The sequence below is a fragment of the Paenibacillus sp. JSM ZJ436 genome, from assembly GCF_044383795.1.
Lineage (GTDB): Bacteria > Bacillota > Bacilli > Paenibacillales > Paenibacillaceae > Paenibacillus_AQ > Paenibacillus_AQ algicola.
Map to the genome: position 1 here is coordinate 144,744 of NZ_JBISEO010000009.1, position 20,468 is coordinate 165,211.

The window sequence follows — 20,468 nt, forward strand, 5'->3', positions numbered from 1 at the left end:
TATTCCCTCCTTTCCTTGTTAACGGCTTACCGCTTGTGCGGCAACCGAAGTATAGACCGACCGAAGCGGATACACCCGTAGTGTCCGCAACATAGCTTCGCCTCCTACCGCGTACAATTCGACGCCATCCGTCTCGCTGACAGGGAACAACTGATCCGTCACGACGAGTCCGCCTTCGTCAGCAAACACTTCAATCGATGAACGATCCAGCCATATATGCATCTTAACTCTTCCTTCCTTCGCTTCCAGCGGAGCTGAATGCCTGCATGCGAAATCCTCGTGAAAATCGGTATGGCCAGAATCTGTACGGTCGATGAACAGCTCAGCCGATGCTACGTCATAACCGACAACCGTTTTCTTATCTCCTGATGTAAACCTAAGACCAATTTCAGCCGCCAGCATTAAATCAAATTCAGCTTCGATCTCCAGAAGCCCACTCATGCCAGTAAACTGTATGCCTTCCGCACTCAGCGTTTCTCCAGAACTTTCAATACCTTGCAGCCTAAGCTGCTGGTAGCCGTCCAGCTCCTTTTGTATAAGACGAACTCCTTGCGTTTCCTTCTTTAAGGATAGTTTGCGCACAAGGGTCATCGCTCCTCGCCAATCACCGGTCGGGATCAAGTTCGCGTATTTCCAATTGTTCATCCAGCCGATAAACAACCTCTCTGATTTGTTGCCTGGTGCATCAGACCAGGTTACACCTGCGTAATTATCGCGACCGTAGTCCAGCCATAGGACGGTGTCCGGCGTATTCTCGTTCGTAAACGTCGTCCCGTCAAAGCTACCGACAAAATACTGTGTGCGGGACCCTTCCGAACAAGCAGGATCATCGCCAATGCTTACAATGGTTACCCAGCGAGAAGCTCCGTTTTCACCTTCCACTGAGAGCTCGAACAGATCCGGGCACTCCCAGACTCCGTCATGAGAACCTTCCTGCGCTCCGAATTCGCTCGCGAATGTCCAGGATTTCAGATCAGGCGAACGGTACAAGAACAGCCGATTCCCCGCAGCCAGCACCATTACCCAGCTGTTTGATGATTCATGCCAAAACACTTTTGGATCACGAAAATCCGGGAACCGCTCATCGATAAGCACCGGATTGCCTGTATAGGGAATCCAAGTACGCCCACTGTCCTTGCTGTAAGCGATGCTCTGCCTCTGACCTGCCGAATCCGCTTGCGTATAGATCGCGACAAGACCTGAACCACCGTTAAAAAAACCGCTTGTATCGTTCCAGTCCACAACAGCGCTGCCTGAGAAGATAGCACCGTTCTGGTCAGGGAACAGCGCGATCGGCAAATGCTCCCAATGAACAAGATCCCGGCTCACTGCATGCCCCCAATGCATCGGTCCCCACACGGTGCTGTCCGGGTGATACTGATAAAACAGATGGTACTCTCCTTCAAAATAGACCATTCCATTGGGATCGTTCATCCAATTGGCAGGCGGGGTAAAATGATACTGCGGCCGCAGAGGGTGCTCAGTATGATGCTTCATAGGTTTCTCTCTCCTCTAATCTCTAATCTCTAAAACAACCGGCCGGAAGCAACCGAGATCATCATAGGCTTCGTCCGGTCCGGTTGCTAAACTGCTCTTTATTTCAGTGCTGTGTTGTAACGGTCTAGAGCAGTCTGATAAATTTCCATCAGTTTATCCAGCCCCATGTCCTGTACCGTTTTTACATACGCATCCCATGCTTTGTCATCCATGCCATCTACGATAAATTTAGCGCGCTGCGTATTTACAAATTTGATAAGATCTGGTTCGATTTGGTTGATTTGATCTAATTCCTCAGGCTCAAAGAAAATGGTCGGATAATTCTCCTTCTCCATGTAAGGCTCATAGTATTTCTCCAGATCCATTTTCCGTTGCTTTGCACGCGGCTCCATGTCTACAATGGTTTTGAAGTGCTCCGCCGTGATGACGCCAGCTCCATTCGGAGCGACCTTTTGACGAAATTCACCCATCGATACCCCATCCTCAAGCGGAAGGTTTACAAGCTTGCCGTTTGCATCCTTCTCATAGATGATACCAATCGGGCCCCAGTGGATTTGCGCGGCCATATAAGGCTCATACTGCTGGTCGATCCAGCGCATGGTTGCTTCCGGGTGCTCGTTCTCGCTCGTAATGACAAATGCATTTCTTCCCGGTCCTCCACCGTTGCCTCGACCGATCGTTTTCTCGCCGGTTGGACCCGTCAGAGGCGGCACAAGTGCATAATTATCGGCTCGGTCTGACCCAACAACCTCCTCAACCTCCCACCAAACATAGGAACCAAGGATAGGCTCTGGCGTCTTGCCTTTTGCAAGGTACTGCGGTGCATCCTGCGTGAACGATTCCGGATCGATCAGCCCCTGCTTATACCACTTCTCATTAAAATACTGCAATGCTTCCTTATATTCCGGCTGGGTAGCTGTGAATATAACCTTCCCGTCGCGCACAATACGATGCTCAAGATTGTCCGGCATACCAAATGCACCGAACAGGCCTGCGATGTCCATACACCACTGCATATGCATAAAGCTAAACGGAATTTCGTCCGCCTTACCGTTGCCATTCGGGTCCTGCGTCTTAAACGCAAGCAGCGCCTCTGTATATTCGTCCAGCGTCTCTGGAAATTTCAGTCCCAGCTTTTCAAGCCATGTCGTATTAATAGCGTGGAAGAATGGATTGGTGCCCAGTTCGTTCTCTTCCCATGTAGGCAAACCGTAAATATGTCCGTCGGGCGCAGTGATCGCCGCTTTGATGTCAGGGCGCTCCTCAAGCAGTTTCTTTAGATTCGGTGCATATTCATTGATCAGATCCTCAAGTGGAACAATAGTGCCGTCCTGGCCGTAAGTAATTAATTCATAATCGGAAAATTGCGAGCCATAGAAAGCATCCGGCAAATCGCCGCTGGCTAGAAGCAAATTTTTCTTCTCGGCATAGTCCGTGTCTGGAATGTTGTCCCATTCAACATGAATATTTGTATCGGTTTCAAGACGCTTGAAAATTTCCATCTCATTATATTCCGGTGCAAGCGGAGCTTTCGGTGACACCATCGTCAGCGTCAATTTCTCGTCTACGATCGGCAGCCCATCCTTTCGGATGCCTGCGTCCTCAGTCGCCGTATTATTCGATCCCGTATTCTCGTTCCCTTGCTTGTTCCCGGTATTCGATTCATTTCCCCCGCTGCAGGCGGACAACATCATGCTTCCCGCCAAAAGAACGCTGAGTGCAACAGAACCCCTCTTTTTCATTGAAATGAGCCTCCCTATATTTTCATGTTTGTATCTATCATCATCCAGGTTCGTCTTCCGCGGTTTCAACGAATCCCGGCGATAACCGCAAATTTAACCTTTAATAGAACCAATCATGGCTCCTTTGACAAAATAGCGCTGCAGGAATGGATAGAGAATGAGCAGCGGTAAACTTGCGATAATAATGACACCATATTTGATAAGCTCGGTTACCCGGAGCTTCGCGGCGTACGATTCAACGTCGATCATCATGCTGGAATTAACCTCGTTCTGGACCAAAATGTTCCGGAGCACAAGCTGCAGCGGATATTTCGACTCGTCGTTCAAGTAAATCATGGCATCGAAGAATCCATTCCAGAAGCCTACGACGTGGTAAAGTACCATAACCGCAATAATCGGCTTCGACAAAGGCAGTACCATTCGTAAAAAAAACCGTGTGTTTGAACAACCGTCGATGAAGGCAGCTTCACGCATTTCGTCGGGAATTGTGCTCTGAAAGAAGGTGCGTACGATGATAATATTAAATACACTGCCTGCTCCTGGCACTACAAGCGCCCAAATCGTGTTGATCATATTCAGATCTTTAATCAGCAGATAAGTCGGGATCAGCCCGCCGCCGAAAAACATGGTGAACATAAAGAACCACATAACCGCGTTCCGGCCGACCAGATCCTTGCGTGCAAGCGGATATGCAGCCATCAGTGTGATGGTTACACTGATGGCGGTGCCCACAATAGCATAGAGAAGTGAATTGCCGTAGCCTAGCCAGATATGCCGATCCGCAAATATACGTTCATAGCCGTCCAGAGTGAACCCTTTGGGCAGCAGCCATACTGAACCGGAATAAATAAGATTCGGATCGCTGAACGAGGCGATAAGTACGAAATACAGAGGGTAAAGAATAAGCAGCATACCGATTGTCAGAAAGGTATAGTTCACAACGTCAAACAAAATGTCTCCTTTTGTTTTGCGAGATAACAGCGTGTTCATCAAATCTCACTCCCTTACCATAGACTTGTTTCCGTCAGCTTCTTGGCAACCCGGTTTACGGTAACCAGCAGCACAACGTTAATGATGGAATTGAACAATCCGATTGCAGCGGAAAAGCTGTATTGAGCCTTCTGTATACCGAGCTCGTAAACATAAGTCGGTATAATATTCGATACCGCATAGTTCAAATCAGATTGCATTAAATACGCTTTCTCAAAGCCCACGCTCATGATATTTCCCATCGCTAGCACCAATAATATAATGATTGTCGGCAAGATACTTGGGATATCCACATGCTTAATTCGCTTCCATTTATTAGCACCGTCCATAACGGCCGCCTCATGAAGCTCGGGATTGACTCCGGACAATGCAGCCAAATAGATGATCGTGGCAAAGCCCGTCTCCTGCCAGATGCCGGACAATATATACAGTGGACGGAACCAGCCTTCATCAGCCATGAATAGAACCGGATCTCCTCCGAAATAGGTGATAATATGATTTACAATGCCGCTGTTTGGTGAGAGGAATACGCCCAGCATACCGACCAGCACAACGGTTGATATAAAATGCGGAGCATAAATCACCGTCTGTACGAATTTTTTATACCGCTTCGCCAGCATTTGATTCAGCATCAGTGCCACTATAATGGGTACTGGGAAGCTGCATACGAGCGAATACAAGCTGAGAAGAATCGTATTCTCCATAATCGACCAGAAGTTGTAAGCTTCAAAAAATCGGATAAAATGCTCGAATCCGACCCATTCGCTCCCCCATATCCCTTTGCTCGCCCGGAACTCTTTGAATGCAATCTGCACTCCATACATTGGGTAATACTTGAATACCAGGTAGATCGCTACGGCTGGCAGCAGGAACAGGTACAGCTCGTAATTTTGCCGGATCTTTACCCAAGTGCGATTACCTTTGGCAGCCTTTGCGTCCCTTTTTTCCTTTTGGGCATAACGTTCTGACGCTTCCATGTGTGACTCCACCTTCCACCTTACGTAATCGTTTACGTAATCTCGACATTTAGATTGCATTCTGAGTAAACTTTTCATACTCCTTCAGTAAAACGATTACGTAATCGTTTATACAGAGAATTATAAGCGCTTCCATAAAGGGTAGTCAAGATATTTTTCTAATGATAAAACTGATAGTTAGCACGATTGCCTAACGATCAGTTTTCCTGATAATCGATGCTGTGATACAGGAGCATTGGCATTGTCGATCCGCTCCAGCATGACCTCGGCTGCTCTCACGCCAAGATCAAAAGCTGGCTGCTCGATTACGGTCAACGGTGGTGTCGTTACCCTGGTCCATTGAAACTCATCGTATGCGACAACCGCAATTTGATCCGGAACTTTAATCTGATTCTCCTGCATGTAAAACATAACACCCATAGCCATAACATTATCTGTCGCAAATATAGCAGTAGGCTCATGTGCAAGCAGCGATTCGGTCAGCCTGTAGCCGCTCTCAAGTGACACTTCCCCAGTGCAGACGAGCCCTGATTCCTGAGACAGACCTGCTTCTGCTAAGGCTTCCAGGTATCCTCCAAGCCGTTCCTCTGTCGTTGTAAGCGTATTGGGACCTGACAAATAAGCTATCCGCTTATGACCATGGCCGATCAGCATTTCCACAGCATCTCTTGAGACGCTTCTATTGTCGACGACGACACTATCTCTTTCATTGTTATCCGGCACTCTGTCCACATACACAACAGGATAATCGCCGAATAATTGCTCGTAATCCGTTTCTCTGCTTGAAGGGGCCATGATCAGGCCGTCAATCATTTGCGAACCGAGCATGCGGATCTCTTCCTTCTCGAATTCAACCTCTTCATGCGAGTCGCTGAGCATAAGATGGTACTGATTCTGCTTTAATACACTTTGAATGCCTGCTGCGACAGACATAAAAAAATGATTTGACGTTTCGCTGGCAAGAATGGGAGCCAGAAACGCGATAACATATGACTTCCGGCTCCTTAAGGAGCGTGCGACCACATTAACCCGGTAATTAAGCTCATCCATTGCACGATGTACCTTCCTTTTTGTATCCTCGGATACAAACCTGGTACCGTTAATGACATGGGACACGGTGGCGGTTGAGACATTAGCATGCTTGGCTACGTCTTTTATACTGATGTTCTTGGTTTCGTTCATATTAGTTCACACACCTATACTATAACGTAATAAGAAGAGCTTACAAATGCTAAAACAGCACCGCGTAAACGTTTACTTAGTTTACTGTATGAGAACCGCCTCATTTTGTCAAGAATGATTTAATATACCTCTGCTAAAGTAACTGCTTGACTAAAAATGATGTGTTCAGCAAGAGCAACACGTTCTTCTCACTTAAACACTACTTTATCTAGTCATGGCATGAATCTATGTAAAATATTCACTTCTATCTACACCGTAATGTAGAAATCTGATTATGATCCGCCACAGCGCCGGACTACACTTTAATCAATATAAATCAGCGAAATCTCCGCTCTCGAATCATGAGAGATTTTGCATCAAAAAAAAACACCCCTTCATCCAGAAAGCGAGTGCCTCAAAGCACTCACGATCTTGTTGAAGAGGTATTCTTATCTGCTCTAGCGAGCTGAATTAATGATGGCCTGTTGCTAAACGCAGTCGATACACTTCTCTGGTTTCCACTAGCTCTTCTGCGTGTTGACGATAGTGCCCATAATGGTCCGAATGAATGTGAGCGTTCAACGCTGCTTCATTCGCCCATCTTTCGTAGAATACAAATACACTTGGATCATCCGTAGACTGATGCAGATCATACTGGATGCAGCCCTCTTCTTCACGGGAAGGCTGAAGTACAGCTAGCAAGGCTTGCTCCAGCTCTTTTTCATGCCCTGATTTTGCCTTCAATACGGCAGTAATGACAATAGGCTCCATCGTTTGTTCCTCCTATCCCAACAGCTTGACAACTTCACGCGCAGCAGATTCCGTGGATTGTGGGTTCTGCCCGGTTACGAGCCGCCCATCCACGACCACATGATCCGCCCAATTGTCCTTCACGATGACGTTGGCACCCAGCTCACGAAGACGGGTTTCCAGAAGGAACGGCATGTAACGGTCCAATGTGGTCTCACGCTCTTCCTCGTCTGTGAATGCAGCTATCGTTTTTCCGTCGACGAGGGGTTTTCCATTGGATAGGGTTACGCCCACCAATCCTGCCGGGCCATGACATACAGCCGCCACGACTTTGTCTGCCTCGTATAGCTCACGGATCATAGCATGCAGGGTGGTATTGTCAGGAAGATCGAACATGGTTCCATGACCGCCAGGCATAAAAATCCCATCGAATTTCGAAATATCTCCCACTTCCTCGAGCTTTAGGGTGTCCTCCAGAAGCTTGGCCGTTTCAAGAATTTCTGGCGCGACGCCGTCTGCGAGACTGCGGTCATCGACAGGTGCTTTTCCGCCTTTAGGACTTGCAACAGTGACATCGTATCCTTGCTTTTTAAACTCCACATAGGCTTCGCCAAATTCAGATAACCACAAGCCTGTCTTATGTCCTTCTTTCATCTCGTCTGCTGTCGTAACCACCATTAATATATGCTTAGTCATGTTGTATTCCTCCAATGCAGGTCATATTTCATACCGATATATATTTTCCTTCCAGGGAAGCTTCTATTCCTGCAGCGTCTTCAGCGTCTTCAGCGTCACCGACATCCAGCCCGTTCCCGGTACTCCATGTTATAACCACCTCGGCCAAACTTGAAGCGAACCCCACCGTAATCTTTTCCTTAGCCACGAACAGCTTTTCAGTCCCATGTAGAATATTGCGGTTTCATCAAGTAAGCTTCCATTTGTTTTTGGTACAGCATTACGTTATCATCACAATAAAAAAGATGGTACTTCCACTAAGTTAGGTGGTCATAACCATACGTTATGGAGAGAACACGATGAGGATCGAATGGATTGACGCTTTTTTGGCCACCGTCGAAACAGCCAGCTTGACAAAAGCCAGCGAGCAGTTGAACCTGACACAGCCTGCCCTTAGCAAGCAAATCAGAACTTTAGAGGGGGATGTCGGGGCTGAATTGTTTGTCCGATCTACAACCGGGGTGACTCTAACAAAGGCCGGAGAACAGCTTTTGCCTGCGGCAAAGACGATCCGCAATGAATGGAACGAGGTCAAAAAAGCCATTGCGATGGAGCAGGGATTAAAAGGTATCGCCATCGGGGCCTGGCCCAGTGTAGCCACCTCCTACTTGCCGAAAAAACTCGCCTTTACGAACCGCTCAGACTACAGCCTCAGAATCTCCCACAGCTATGTGGAATTGCTGAGCTTTTTGAAGGAGGGCAAGATTGATGTCGCGCTGTTTGATAACACGGGAATCGATCATCCGTTCTTCTCGACCTTCCTTTTTGCTGAAGGCTTCCGACTTTACGTCCATAAGGACCACCCTATTTATGGGACACGGGAAAACGTTTATTTCGAAGATATCAAAGATGAAGAATTTCTGATGCTCCTTGAAACCTGCGACGCCCGGCGACTCATTGAAAAAGAATTTGAAAATCTCGGAGCCACGCTGAACATCTCCTCCGAAATTGAATTCGGACATAGCATTCTTGGCTTTATTGAAGCCCGTATTGGCATCTCGATCCTGCCAGATATTTTTACTGAACGACTTTCTGCTGATTTACGGGCCATTCCGATTGAGAATTTTGATGTAAAACGCAAGGTGTCCATTATGGCCCGAGATGAAAAGGTAGGAAGAAAGGTCTTGGCTATGATTCGATAGTGGGATTCACTCCGTCAGCAGCACAAGGCCGCCTCACAAAGATCCATGATCTCTAATAAGACAGCCCCATATTTATATGTGCAGCAGTAACTCCTGTGGTACGCGCCCTATCAAAAGGAACCCGACTTTATAAGTCCGGTCTTGACCAGCAGTCTCTCTGTCATGACAGCAGCCTCCGCCCGGGTCAAGACACCTGTCGGACGAAGCTCCTGGCTTGAGCCTTGAATCACGCCATGTTGAATGAATAATGCTGCGGCCCGCTCTGCCCACGAAGAAAGTGTGCTCTTGTCTGTATACCCCGACAACACCGATTCGTCCAGAGTGAGCGTAAGCCTTCCCCCTGCTATTTCAGACAGCCTCATCATCAGGACCATCGCTTCCTGGCGAGTAACAGGGCTTGATGGTCTCAAGGCCCCATCCCCATATCCCTGAACGATACCATACTCATAGGCAGCACCCACAGTGTCATAAAACCAGTCACTGACCTTTACATCTGTAAATGGAGAAGCCTTGGGTCCTTTATCACGGTAAGTATCAGCCTGCAGACCAAGGGCTCGAACCATTATGGCGAGCAGCTCTGCACGTGTAATCGGTGCATTTGGTGCATAACTTACTGAATTCGGACCTCCATGACCCTGAACAATCATTTTGGATGCCAGGCTCTTTACCGCAGGCTCAGACCAGTGTCCGCGAAGATCCTCGAAGAAGGGAGAAGAGATCTCCTGAAGCAGTACAAATGTACCGGGTGCCAATGTGCTCAGCACTACCTCAGGGAGAGCTTTACCATCCTGCAGCTTCATGCTTGCAGGAACATGCCGCAGCGGATTTCCCGCCTGCCATACAGCAGCTGTTGTGACCTCACTTCCACGCTCTTCTTCTGCTTCTGATCTTGGAATTCTCAATTCTACCATCCGGCTAAAGCTCGCTACAGACTTCAAGCTATCACCAGAAGGAACCGATATTTTCAGTTCTACCGGCACGCCGAGCAACCGGTATCCCTGCGCGAAGGCCGCTCTGGAAATGCTCTCTTGAGCTTCCCGTTCCGCCATCGACAATTGGACCGATACTGCCGCTCCTCCTTGGGCTTGACTCACTGCCGGCTCCGGGATTCCTCGTACAGGGAATGTCAGCAGACCGACTGAGGTTTGAAGCTTAATCACCCCCTGACGGCTTCGCAGAAGCTCCATTGCCACCCTATCAACATCCAGCTTGATCTGCTTCACATCTGCAGGAACCGTAATGAATACCTCAACCTCATTCTTGCTCTGTGCCAAAGATGATGACAGTAAGCCACCCTTCAGGATTAAATCTGCGATAAGGTCATCCTTTTCCTGTTTCACGGTTGCCTTAACCACACCTGATAACGCACGATTATTCACCAATGCCGTTATTTCAAGGCGCTCGGCGCTGGACGAAGAATGACCATGGACCGGAGCAGTCGGTTCGCCTGAACCCGACTGTCCTGAACCTCCCGTTATTGGTGCTACAGGAGGCTCAGCCGGAGGACCTTCACCCTGACCTGGAGAACCACCCTCATCGTCTTCTGGATCTTCCTCACCGGATTTATGATCCCTGACTAACGTAACGGTGTAGATCTGTTGCACCCCTGCCGCCGCTGAAACCTCCAGTTCAATCCTGCTGTTACCGCTTGGCAGTGGAAGAGCACGGCTTTCGAGTCCGGAGCTGAGTACCTGCGGACCGGAAATGAGATCTCCCGCCTGACCGTATACACTGACTGTAACCCGGGCTTTACTGCCATATACATCTGCAGTAACTGAAATATTACCACTGTCATGCTTAATCGCTGCCTCATAATTATAAACCGTTCTGGTGAAGCCTGGTGACAACAACACCGGACCTGCATCAGATTTGAGTCCCACCTGCTGAAGATATACATCTAGCGCTGGACCTGGATCAGGCAGGTCTACCGAAGCAATCCTCCAGTGCGCATAAAGCGTAACATGATGATCAGCGATCCGAAGGAAATCTCCCGGGGCATAGGTATTCCCGCTGCCGTCTGCTGCCGTGCTCCATCCTATGAATTCATATCCGTCTCGTGACAACCCTCCGATGTTGCCAGGTACCTTCACAACATCATCTTCTGCATAGATGGCTGGATCTGTCGGCTCACTTCCTGCCGTGCTTCCATTTCCGTCATATGTCACCGTAAATCGTTTGGGTTTAGCCATGGCCAACGGCTTTACCGTGTATGCCGCCTTATATCCCGCCTTATCCCTTACAATGACGTTAAAGTAATAGGTTTTGCCCGGCTCCAGATTGGATACCGTCTGCTGCAGCAATGCCGGCGTATAAAAGCCAAGCGGAGTTCCATACTGTTCAATGCGCGCCACGGTGTCGATCACCGCACTGGTTGAGACGTATGGCAGATACTCCAGCCGGTCTGAGGAGATCAGGTTGTCGCTGGCTGCGTTCCAATCCAGTACTACGGTTCCAGCCTCTGTTTCCACAGCATGTATCAGGCCTGTGTCTGGCACCGGTGCCGTCGTGTCTAGAACCGCCCTAGTGACAGCGGGCATCGTCCGGCTGTTCGACGTATTATCTCCCATCTCTCCGTTCCTTCCATATCCCCATGCCCATACTATGCCGCTGTCCTTCAGCGCCAAACTGAAATAACCGCCCGCTGCAATATCAATGACACGATCCATACTTGCAGCTTGAAGAGGTACATTGGTCAAAAGTACGTGTCCCTGCCCCAGCTGTCCGCTGTTGTTATCCCCCCAGCCCCATACGTACCCAGCGGCATCAAGGGCCAGACTGTGGTGTGCTCCCGCACTTATTTTTGTAATATTCTGAAGATTTTGGACCTGTACAGGCAAGGAACGGTCACTTCTGCTTCCGTCGCCCAGCGTGGCATAGAGGTTGCGCCCCCAAGCCCAGACGGTACCATCTTTCTTAAGTGCAATGCTGAAAAAAGTGCCTGCCGAGACGGCCAACACATCGCTCAAACCACTTACCTGTACTGGAATCGATCTACTGGTTTTCGTACCGTCTCCGATTTCGCCATAGTCGTTATGACCCCAGGCCCAGACGGTACCATCGCTTTTTAACGCAAGACTGTTATATTCCCCAGCAGCAATCTGAATAACATCCTTTAATCCCTGAACCTTCACGGGTGAGGTTCTTTTGATAAAAGTGCCATCTCCGACCTGCCCCCCCTCATTTCTGCCCCAGCCCCATACTTCACCTTCTTCATCCAGTGCCAGCTTGTGGTATCCGACACCCCCAGCAATGGCCTGTATGGTTGGCAGGCCCTGCACCTGAACCGGAACACTCACATTCTCTTCGGAGCCAATGCCAAGCTCTCCTTGTTCGTTCGCTCCCCAGCTCCATACTGTACCGTCTCTTTTCAGCGCCATGGAGCTTCGGGCCCCCGTGGCAATCTCAATGACATCGCCTATATTTGTTGTTTTAACCGGAATACTCCGGGGAACCGTAGTTCCATTCCCTAACTGACCATTCGTATTCTGTCCCCAGGTATAAACATCACCGCTGCTAACCAGCGAAACCGCATGATAAAAACCTGCAGCCAGCTTAGGATCTACCGGAGAACTCCCCGGATTTCCATAAACCGTCTCTTCGCCTGTCCAGCCGCTCAGCGGTCCCAGCAGCAGACACACACTCAGCAAAATCCTGCCTAACCTCCTCAACCTTGATCCCTCCCGCTTCATTTTAAAGCCTTCCTTCTCGGTTTAGACCCCATGGTAGCAAAGGAATTCAGGGAGAAACATTGACAAATGTTAACTTTTTATCTTTTTTCCCCTATAATCAAAATAGTTCGACCTATAACGTCACAAACGGCGAGGAACGAAGTCAATGCCCATTAAGATACCGATGATACAGGCAAAAATCTCACCGCCTGTTTTAAAAGATAATATAATACACAGGCAGCAGTTAATAGAACAAATTACATTGGGAAGCCAGGGGAAGGTCACCTCGATCATTGCGCCAGCCGGATACGGCAAGTCTACTCTGCTGGCTCAATGGAGAACTGCATCCGCGCATGAACGGAAAGTACATGCCTGGCTGACGCTGGATGACAGAGATAATGATCCCGTCCGTTTCTGGCGTTACGTCGTGGGCTCCCTGTACACCTCTCTGCCCACAGATCTGAAGAGCCGCTTTCTGAACCTTGCAGATATACTGCCTGGAGCTTCATCAGGCATGTTTCTGGATACACTGCTCTATGAGCTGTCCGAGCTTCACAGCGAAAGCTATATTATCCTGGATGATCTTCACGTCATAGATCATCCAACAATTCATGATAATCTGAGTTATCTGATCGACTATCTGCCGCAGCACATTCACATCCTTCTCTCTTCCCGAACCGAGTTGCCGTTCTCTACCATCCGTTGGAGAGTCCAGAAGCAGGCTGCCGATATTTCCATGGAGCAGCTCCAATTTAACGAAGAAGAAACCCGAGAGTACCTCCATTCCTTATACGGACATACCTCTATGTTTATTACAGATCAGCAGATTCGGGACCTAACGAAACAGACTGAAGGTTGGGTAACCGCACTTCAGCTCGCCTCCTTGTCCCTACAAAGTTCAAGCCCGGATGAGCTGTTTATGCACGTCATCGGAGGAGATCACCGCCATTTGGGAGAGTATCTTGTCAGCGAAGTGATGTCCAAGCTTTCGGAGGAAACACAGGACTTCTTGTTAAAAACATCCGTTCTCTCCCGTTTGGATACAGCTTCATGCAATGCCGTGACAAACCTGAGTAACGGCCAGCTCATGCTAAATCAGCTGCAAAAGCTGAATTTATTTCTGGTTCCGCTGGATGAGCAGGACCGATGGTTCCGATATCATCATCTGTTCGCCGAGTTTTTGCAGCATCGGCTGTTGCTCGAACATCCTTCAGTCTACAGGCAGCTTCATGTGCTGGCAGGACAGCATTTCGCGGAGAATGGCTGGATGGATGAAGCGCTGGAGCACGCCATACAGGCGGAGAATTATGATCTTGCTGAATTGTATCTGTCATCTCATCTTCAGCATGTCCTGCGCCGCGGGGAGCTGACGACACTCCGCAAGTGGCTGGATCATATATCTTCCCATCACACACTTTCGCACGAGTTGTCCTTGTTTCATGCCTTTGTGCTAGTGCTAACGGGAGACATGAAGCAGGCCGAAGAGATTTTGACGAAGCTGGAACAGATCTGTGCCAATATGTCATCTTCGGAACGGCGGAACCAATTGCAAAGCAGCATGCTGTTCGTACGCTCCAACCTGGTGTTTCGAAACGGAGATTTCGAGAAATGGTTTGTGTTCAGTCAAGGTATTCTGGATAACATTATCCCGGACAATCCGATATATCTTCACTTTGACTACAATCTTCGCGAGCCGCTGGTAAGGCGCACCTCAATGGGCTTGAACGGTGTCTTATCACGCGATACCGAGAAAATCGGGCTCATGTTTACCGACGTACTTGCTGCCCACGGGTGGAAAGAATCACTGATACATCTCTATGTCAAGCAGTCGCTATGCGAGGGATATTATGAGTGGAACCGGCTGGAAGACAGCCGGCGTCTGGCTGGAGAAATTGCGAAGTCCAGGAGCAGTGTGGATACCCTGGGGCTGCTGATCCCTCTTCGGATCACCGAGGCTCGCCTGGCAGCAGCGGAGGGGCAGTACACACTGGCCCATCATATTATTGACGAGACCCAGCAATCTGTGCTGTCTAGAAATGAACATGCATGGGTGCTGGAGCTCCGTGCATTTCGGGCCAGACTATTACTACAGGAGCGAAACATAACGCAAGCCAGAAAAGAAGTCGCAGCCTTAGGCATCCGGCCCAAGGATAAACCCATTTATAGCCGAGAGTTTCAAATCTTGACCCTTGTCCGCCTCTTGGGTAGACAGCGCAAAGAGCCTGAAGGTCTTCGGCTGCTGGAGCTGTTAAAACTTCAAGCCGCACGGGAACAGCAAATTGCGAGTCTCGTGGAAATCTCTATTTTGCAGGCGCTGCTAGAAACGCAGAGAGGTCAGGTTGCGCGGGGAATGACTTTTCTTTCTGAGGCCTTGACTTTAGGAAGTCAACATGGATATATCCGAAGTTTTCTGGATGAGGGGCCGGAAATGCAGCATTTGCTGAAACAGTACGCTGAGCGCTCGGAAGTTCGGCATGACGCTGAAGCAGATGGGAAGCTGCTCGACTATGTCCGCATGCTGGGCAAACAGTTTCCGCAACCCCATGAAGTCGAACTCGCTGCTGCCGCGGAATTGACACCTTCCCTCCCCGAAGCCTTAAGCCGAACTGAGCTTGATCTGCTGAACCAGATCCGGCAAGGGGCATCCAATAAGGAGATCGCAGCAAATTTGTCTCTTTCCCAGGGCACCATCCGCGTATATCTCTCACGGCTGTATGACAAGTTGGTGGTGTCCACCCGTACTCAGGCACTCGTTAAAGCACAAGCGTTGGGAATTTGGGAAGGAGATAATTAATGGGGCTTTAACCGGGCTCGAGCTAACTCGTGTAGTTTTGTAATTCGGTATAGAGATTAAACCAATCTTTCTTTGTTATAAAATCTCTTGAATGTTCCTGTATATATTGTTCTGGTAACGGTGCTGCGCTTATTCCCAAAGCCTTATATATTACTTCTTTCCACGAGGATATATCCTTCTGTATCAGTTTGAGTTCCTCAATATCCTTATCCTTTAATTCCAAAATCGCATCGTTTTGCAATAAATTCAACTCATATATGGGTTGATGGATGATCTGTTTATTAATAAACATATGATGCTCTACCGCCGCCGAACTTATTAAGTGATTTGGATCTTCATTTTTTATATCTTGCGCTAGTTTGTTTAAAGCGTTAACCTCATGACTGATTTCTAAAAGGTTAGAACTAAGAAAATTTGCTTCATATACACTTAAGCTTCTATTTGTGATTGCTTCGTTCAATGATAGATCCGAATTGGAAACTCGAGTAACCAACTCAGAAATATTAGTGATAAGATGGGACGAAATATAATGTTGGTACCCTTTAATTTCCTTCGTTTTAACGCTAATAATAACCGCCAAAATAATCATAACGAGTACCATAAACGATATTACGACGACAAGAGATTTCCAACTTACTTTCCTTATCATTGATAGGTCTCCTTTTTTTATCATTCTAGGGCGTGTCTTCAAACCTAGGCAAGCCGAACTAAGCTAGATGCCAAGGATAAAAAGGCCGCAAAGGTACAGGGCAGCTTCTCATAGCGAGTAGCCTAACGTCGATATTTCTTCAGTTTATTGAAAAAGCATTCGACTAAGTGGCGTTCTTTGTACAACCACCAGTCACATTTTCGTTGCTTTACACGGTTCTTCTTAGGTTGAATAACCGATGTAGCTTGCTGTTCCTTCAGTAGATCGAGAATTTGATTAGTGTCATACCCTCGATCTGCAATGACTTGCTTATTGGTTAAATCCAGATTCTGAAGCATCTCATATCCAATCACACCATCATGTGTGTTGCCAGGAGAAAGAACGATGCTCAGCGGGCATCCTAACGCATCAACGACCGCATGAATTTTCGTAGTTAAGCCTCCTCGGGATCTCCCGATTGCTTGCTTGTCTGGTCCCCTTTTGCGCCAGCACCATGCTGATCTACACGGACGATCGAGGCATCAATCATTAAGCTTTCCAAATCGGGTTCCGATGCGAGGCACTCTAAAACTTGATGGAATACACCTGCTTTCTCCCACCGTCGAAATCGAGTGTAGACCGACTTCCATGGTCCGTAATATTTCGGTACATCGCGCCATGGCGCTCCGCTTCGAGCAATCCACAGCATCGCATTGATCATAGTTCGGTTGTCTTTGGCAGGCCGGCCGCCCTGAGCTTTCCGCTCCGCAGGCAGCAAGTCTTTCATCTTATCCCACTGGTCGTCACGTAACTCTTATCGTTGTCTCATACTTTTATTTTACCAGATTAAGTCAACCCGAGTGGTTTGAAGACACGCCCTAATAAGAGCCTTTTTTAATTTAAGATTTAAGCACTAAAAAGTCACTTTATTTTCATTCATTGAACAACTATATTGATCTTAGATTTATTTTCACTCATATAAACTCAATTATTTCGTTTTTGTCATAATCATCAAGATTTCTAAAAACTTCAATCAACCTTTTCTCCAACTCATCTTCATATGTCGCCCCATCTTCTGCAGCGTTACCAACTAATAACCAGTTCAAATTCACGTTATACTGTGTTCAGATTGATATAAGCGTTTCCGCAGAGGGATTACTATTTCCCATTTCAATTTCGCTCAAGTTTCCTTGAGAAATTCCTATACTCTTTGCAAATTGAGTTTGATTTTAATTATTCTCTTTTCGGATACATTTAGTTCTATATCCAATCCCGCTCATCAGGTTCACCACCAAATCATGAAGTCGTATGAAAGTTAAATTCTACAAAGATTAAAAGGGAGCCCAAATCATTCCCCGGGCTCCCTTCTAGATGTCCAATCATCTTGCTTATCGGTTCCACACATCTTTTACTGGTTCCATAGATCTTTTACTAGTTCCAGACATCTTTATTACCGGACATAATTTGTCAGGTGTAAAAAATCTTTGGAACCAATTTTGTTGATTTTATTGGGTTTGCCGCGGCACGTGATAAACATGAAAAGAAGAAAGTTGGTAACCACTAGAAATTACCATGTAAAGAATGTTGGAAACCGCTTGCTTTACTATTACTTTAAATATGATTATGCACTGAACCCACCTCTAATATATTCAACAATGCACGAGAATAACTTCCATATTTACTTCAAACTTAAGTTATTTTTTATATAAATTATTGATCATAAAGGACGGATAATCCCAGCTTTAATACCTGCATTCATATTCCCATATAAACTTCTCACCATATTTTCGTTTGATTCTGCCGTATCCCATTTGGAAAACATAGCTTTGGCTGAATAAATAAAATGTTCGTCTACATGCGTTTCTATTTGTATATTATAATCGTGAAAAGATTCATAAGAGCTTATATATCTAAAATAAGCTTCAAATTGAAGGGCATCATCAAAATATGTATCAACTATAAAACAATAGGTTGAATCATTAGCGAAAAAATATTTATTCATCTTTTTCAATAAATCAAATTGCTTTTCATCTAATTGAAACCAATCATTAGATAAGCGTTTTTTTATTTCTGGATTGTTTTTATCGTACCTGAGATCATTCGCTAATTTAGACATATATTTTCCAGCAATTACGACCAAAACATCAGAAATTCGAAGTCCAACATGAGTAGTGGATTTTTCATTTTCTTTTATTGATGGAAACTTTAATTTTTTGAACGGTTCTATTGGTATCCCTTCATCAAGAATCAGTTCAGTGGACTGCATATTAAATTTATTGGCAAGGCTCATTTCTGTGATCCACAAATCAATGTCAAATGACACCTTGTTCCAATCAAATGAGCCTTCCTCAAAAGGGGTGTCTTTAATTAAATGCTTTGTTTTTCTGACTACTTTAATAATCTCCCTATAATTCTGTATTTGTCTCTCCATTCTCTTAATAGAATTGTTTTTTTCAACAAAATCTACCATGTGTTTCTGAATTTCTGTGAGAACCTCTCTATTTCCCATATTTGGATCAAAGATAGATTGAATTACACGTTCACTAGCTTCAATCTCCAAATATTTTACAAAAGAATATTTTAAAGTCCGTGCTGACGGTATATAGCCTTTTTCTTCTATATCAAGAATCCAACTTGTCAATCTATTGTCTACAACTAGAGACATTTTGTTTAACGAAAATAATAGATTATCAACTTCATTTTCAAGGAGTAAGTCGAACAAGGAACTATAAAAATCTAGTTCGCGTTTTTTAAGACTAGCGATACCATAATTGAAATTCTTGTTCAAAATATCTTTTCCTTTTAATTCTCTACCGTCAGGAAAATTTCTAGAAGACATGTATCTTCCTTCTAACATTTTATATTTATCTTCAATGTTAAGTAGGTTTTTCTCATTTATCTTAATTATGTCAGCAACATAAACAAACATGTTATCATTACCTAACTTAATTTTCTTCTCTTCATCATAGGGTGTCGTAATCCTAATTGTTTCTTGCGGACCTTTTTCATCAATATATAAGTAATCCAATTTTTTCATCCTTCTTTCACTTTATCCATACACAGGTCAATCAACGCAATTAAGCGATAGAATAAATAGTCAATTTGTTTCATAGACATGATTTGTATTTTGTTGGTTTCAAAGTGTCGTATTTGATACTTATTTCCGATATCTGTAAGGGTTTTGAACTCATATTCTAGTAGTTTATCAAACTCTGCAGTTCCCTCCGCTATATTTAAAACCAAAGTTCTTGCTGAGGCTTTTTTCTTTGGGTCATAAAACGTTTTTATCCTTTCGAAAGCATCCCAAAGCTTTTCAATCGCGATTTGGCGATCTATCTCCTTTGGCTTACGAATATTCTCTATTGCTAAATTCACCAATTCATTCAAACGGTTATCTTTCGATTTTACACTTAGATTCTGAAGCACTGCATCTAGTTGAGTAGGTAAATTTCGCTTGATCATACCATCATTATCTAGATAGAAAACTATCCCGTTCCGTGCAAAGATTTGATTTATTTCAACTCGAAATTTTTCTTTTTCGATTTCTGTGTCTGGATAGAATATGTGAAAATGCTTGAAGTAACTATGATAGTCGCTTTCGTTTATATCATTTATTTTTGAGTAGCAGAATTCAATAAAGTCAAGTAAGGAGTACTTATCAATCTCGTCCTCATCCCATTTTACGTCTACAGGAATCTCTATATCAGGAATCTGAGCTCTGATAGCGGCATTAAGAAGTTGAATATCTGTGCCACAAACCATTTCATTATCTGGACAGGTAACAGGAAAATCGTATGAAAAGTTTTTCTGAAACCTTTTATACGTCCCAACTACTCCGTTATAAACAGAAGTGGTTATTTTTTCAGAACTCAACTCCTTTTTTCCAAGTTCTCTGTTACTAAAAAACTCATGTGTCATGTCTCAACCTCACTTCCATTCATATTGTTAGTAACTCTATGACTCTTGGATCACATTATATTACCAAAAAAAGATGGCTCAACTTCATTTTTGATTAGGCTCTCATTCAACAAATTAAAATGAAAACCTCGAATCATGTTGTTATTCTTCCTCAAATCATCAAGCATTTGTTGAAGCGTACGACCTTTACTATCCCTTGAGATAATTGTATTTATTGCTTTGATTTGTCCAGGTAGTGGCTCGCGATTTTTATTTTTCTCAATTTCATTCTTTATTTTTTGCAAAACACCTCCTGGAACCTGTCCCCAGCATATAACCATCAGATTGATTGCATTGAACCAGGCTTGTTGATTAACCAATATATGTAATTAACTCAGCCTGAAAAAACACGACATTAAACGTTGTATTCGAATCAGCCACTCTGCGGACAAGTCGTTCAAGAGCAGCAAGCGAGCGAACCGAACGA

At 45.7% G+C, this 20,468-nt stretch carries 15 protein-coding genes and 2 pseudogenes; 2 read left to right on the top strand and 15 right to left on the bottom strand.

All coding sequences use genetic code 11. The features are described 5' to 3' along the window. Window positions 1-18 precede the first annotated feature (18 nt). The 7 genes from ACH6EH_RS13300 to ACH6EH_RS13330 form a co-directional block, all read right to left on the bottom strand. A complete protein-coding gene (locus ACH6EH_RS13300; protein ID WP_397332669.1) occupies window positions 19-1,497 on the bottom strand; it encodes a glycoside hydrolase family 32 protein in 1,479 nt (492 codons plus the stop codon). 98 nt (window positions 1,498-1,595) lie between these two features. Further along, window positions 1,596-3,239, bottom strand: coding sequence for an ABC transporter substrate-binding protein (locus ACH6EH_RS13305; RefSeq protein ID WP_397332671.1), 1,644 nt, complete (start codon window positions 3,237-3,239; stop codon window positions 1,596-1,598). 93 nt (window positions 3,240-3,332) lie between these two features. After that, complete coding sequence (locus ACH6EH_RS13310) at window positions 3,333-4,229, bottom strand: carbohydrate ABC transporter permease (protein WP_397332672.1); 897 nt, start codon at window positions 4,227-4,229, stop codon at window positions 3,333-3,335. Between the two features lie 14 nt (window positions 4,230-4,243). Then, window positions 4,244-5,206: an ABC transporter permease gene (locus ACH6EH_RS13315; protein WP_397332673.1), complete on the bottom strand. Its 963-nt coding sequence runs from the start codon at window positions 5,204-5,206 to the stop codon at window positions 4,244-4,246. A gap of 177 nt (window positions 5,207-5,383) precedes the next feature. Then, a complete protein-coding gene (locus ACH6EH_RS13320) occupies window positions 5,384-6,388 on the bottom strand; it encodes a LacI family DNA-binding transcriptional regulator (RefSeq protein ID WP_397332675.1) in 1,005 nt (334 codons plus the stop codon). Window positions 6,389-6,838: 450 nt separating this feature from the next. Continuing rightward, complete coding sequence (locus ACH6EH_RS13325; protein ID WP_397332676.1) at window positions 6,839-7,138, bottom strand: putative quinol monooxygenase; 300 nt, start codon at window positions 7,136-7,138, stop codon at window positions 6,839-6,841. 12 nt (window positions 7,139-7,150) lie between these two features. Then, complete coding sequence (locus ACH6EH_RS13330; protein ID WP_138227066.1) at window positions 7,151-7,813, bottom strand: type 1 glutamine amidotransferase domain-containing protein; 663 nt, start codon at window positions 7,811-7,813, stop codon at window positions 7,151-7,153. 338 nt (window positions 7,814-8,151) lie between these two features. Here ACH6EH_RS13330 and ACH6EH_RS13335 point away from each other — a divergent pair, with 338 nt between their 5' ends. Next, window positions 8,152-8,994 (top strand): LysR family transcriptional regulator, encoded by an 843-nt coding sequence (locus ACH6EH_RS13335; protein WP_397332677.1) that lies wholly within the window; start codon window positions 8,152-8,154, stop codon window positions 8,992-8,994. Between the two features lie 110 nt (window positions 8,995-9,104). On the opposite strand, the gene ACH6EH_RS13340 is transcribed toward ACH6EH_RS13335, so the two are convergent. Further along, entirely contained in the window at window positions 9,105-12,632 is a 3,528-nt protein-coding gene (locus tag ACH6EH_RS13340) for an RCC1 domain-containing protein (protein WP_397332688.1), read from the bottom strand. A gap of 292 nt (window positions 12,633-12,924) precedes the next feature. Here ACH6EH_RS13340 and ACH6EH_RS13345 point away from each other — a divergent pair, with 292 nt between their 5' ends. Continuing rightward, on the top strand, window positions 12,925-15,456 hold the full coding sequence (locus ACH6EH_RS13345; protein WP_397332678.1) for a winged helix-turn-helix domain-containing protein: 2,532 nt from the start codon (window positions 12,925-12,927) through the stop codon (window positions 15,454-15,456). 22 nt (window positions 15,457-15,478) lie between these two features. Here ACH6EH_RS13345 and ACH6EH_RS13350 read toward each other — a convergent pair whose 3' ends face one another. The 7 genes and pseudogenes from ACH6EH_RS13350 to ACH6EH_RS13380 all read right to left on the bottom strand — a co-directional run bounded on the left by ACH6EH_RS13350 (window position 15,479) and on the right by ACH6EH_RS13380 (window position 20,361). Continuing rightward, complete coding sequence (locus tag ACH6EH_RS13350) at window positions 15,479-16,105, bottom strand: hypothetical protein (protein WP_397332679.1); 627 nt, start codon at window positions 16,103-16,105, stop codon at window positions 15,479-15,481. Between the two features lie 122 nt (window positions 16,106-16,227). Beyond that, window positions 16,228-16,883 (bottom strand): annotated as a pseudogene (locus tag ACH6EH_RS13355) (IS5 family transposase); the annotation flags it as partial. Window positions 16,884-17,058: 175 nt separating this feature from the next. Further along, window positions 17,059-17,196 (bottom strand): hypothetical protein, encoded by a 138-nt coding sequence (locus tag ACH6EH_RS13360; protein WP_397332680.1) that lies wholly within the window; start codon window positions 17,194-17,196, stop codon window positions 17,059-17,061. A 12-nt stretch (window positions 17,197-17,208) separates the two neighbouring features. Beyond that, window positions 17,209-17,298: pseudogene (locus tag ACH6EH_RS13365) on the bottom strand (helix-turn-helix domain-containing protein); the annotation flags it as partial. A gap of 503 nt (window positions 17,299-17,801) precedes the next feature. Then, window positions 17,802-19,121 (bottom strand): hypothetical protein, encoded by a 1,320-nt coding sequence (locus ACH6EH_RS13370; protein WP_397332681.1) that lies wholly within the window; start codon window positions 19,119-19,121, stop codon window positions 17,802-17,804. After that, window positions 19,118-20,002, bottom strand: coding sequence for an AbiJ-NTD4 domain-containing protein (locus ACH6EH_RS13375; protein WP_397332682.1), 885 nt, complete (start codon window positions 20,000-20,002; stop codon window positions 19,118-19,120). The genes ACH6EH_RS13370 and ACH6EH_RS13375 overlap by 4 nt, the downstream gene beginning before the upstream one ends. A 50-nt stretch (window positions 20,003-20,052) precedes the next feature. Then, entirely contained in the window at window positions 20,053-20,361 is a 309-nt protein-coding gene (locus tag ACH6EH_RS13380) for a hypothetical protein (protein ID WP_397332683.1), read from the bottom strand. Between the last annotated feature and the right edge of the window lie 107 nt (window positions 20,362-20,468).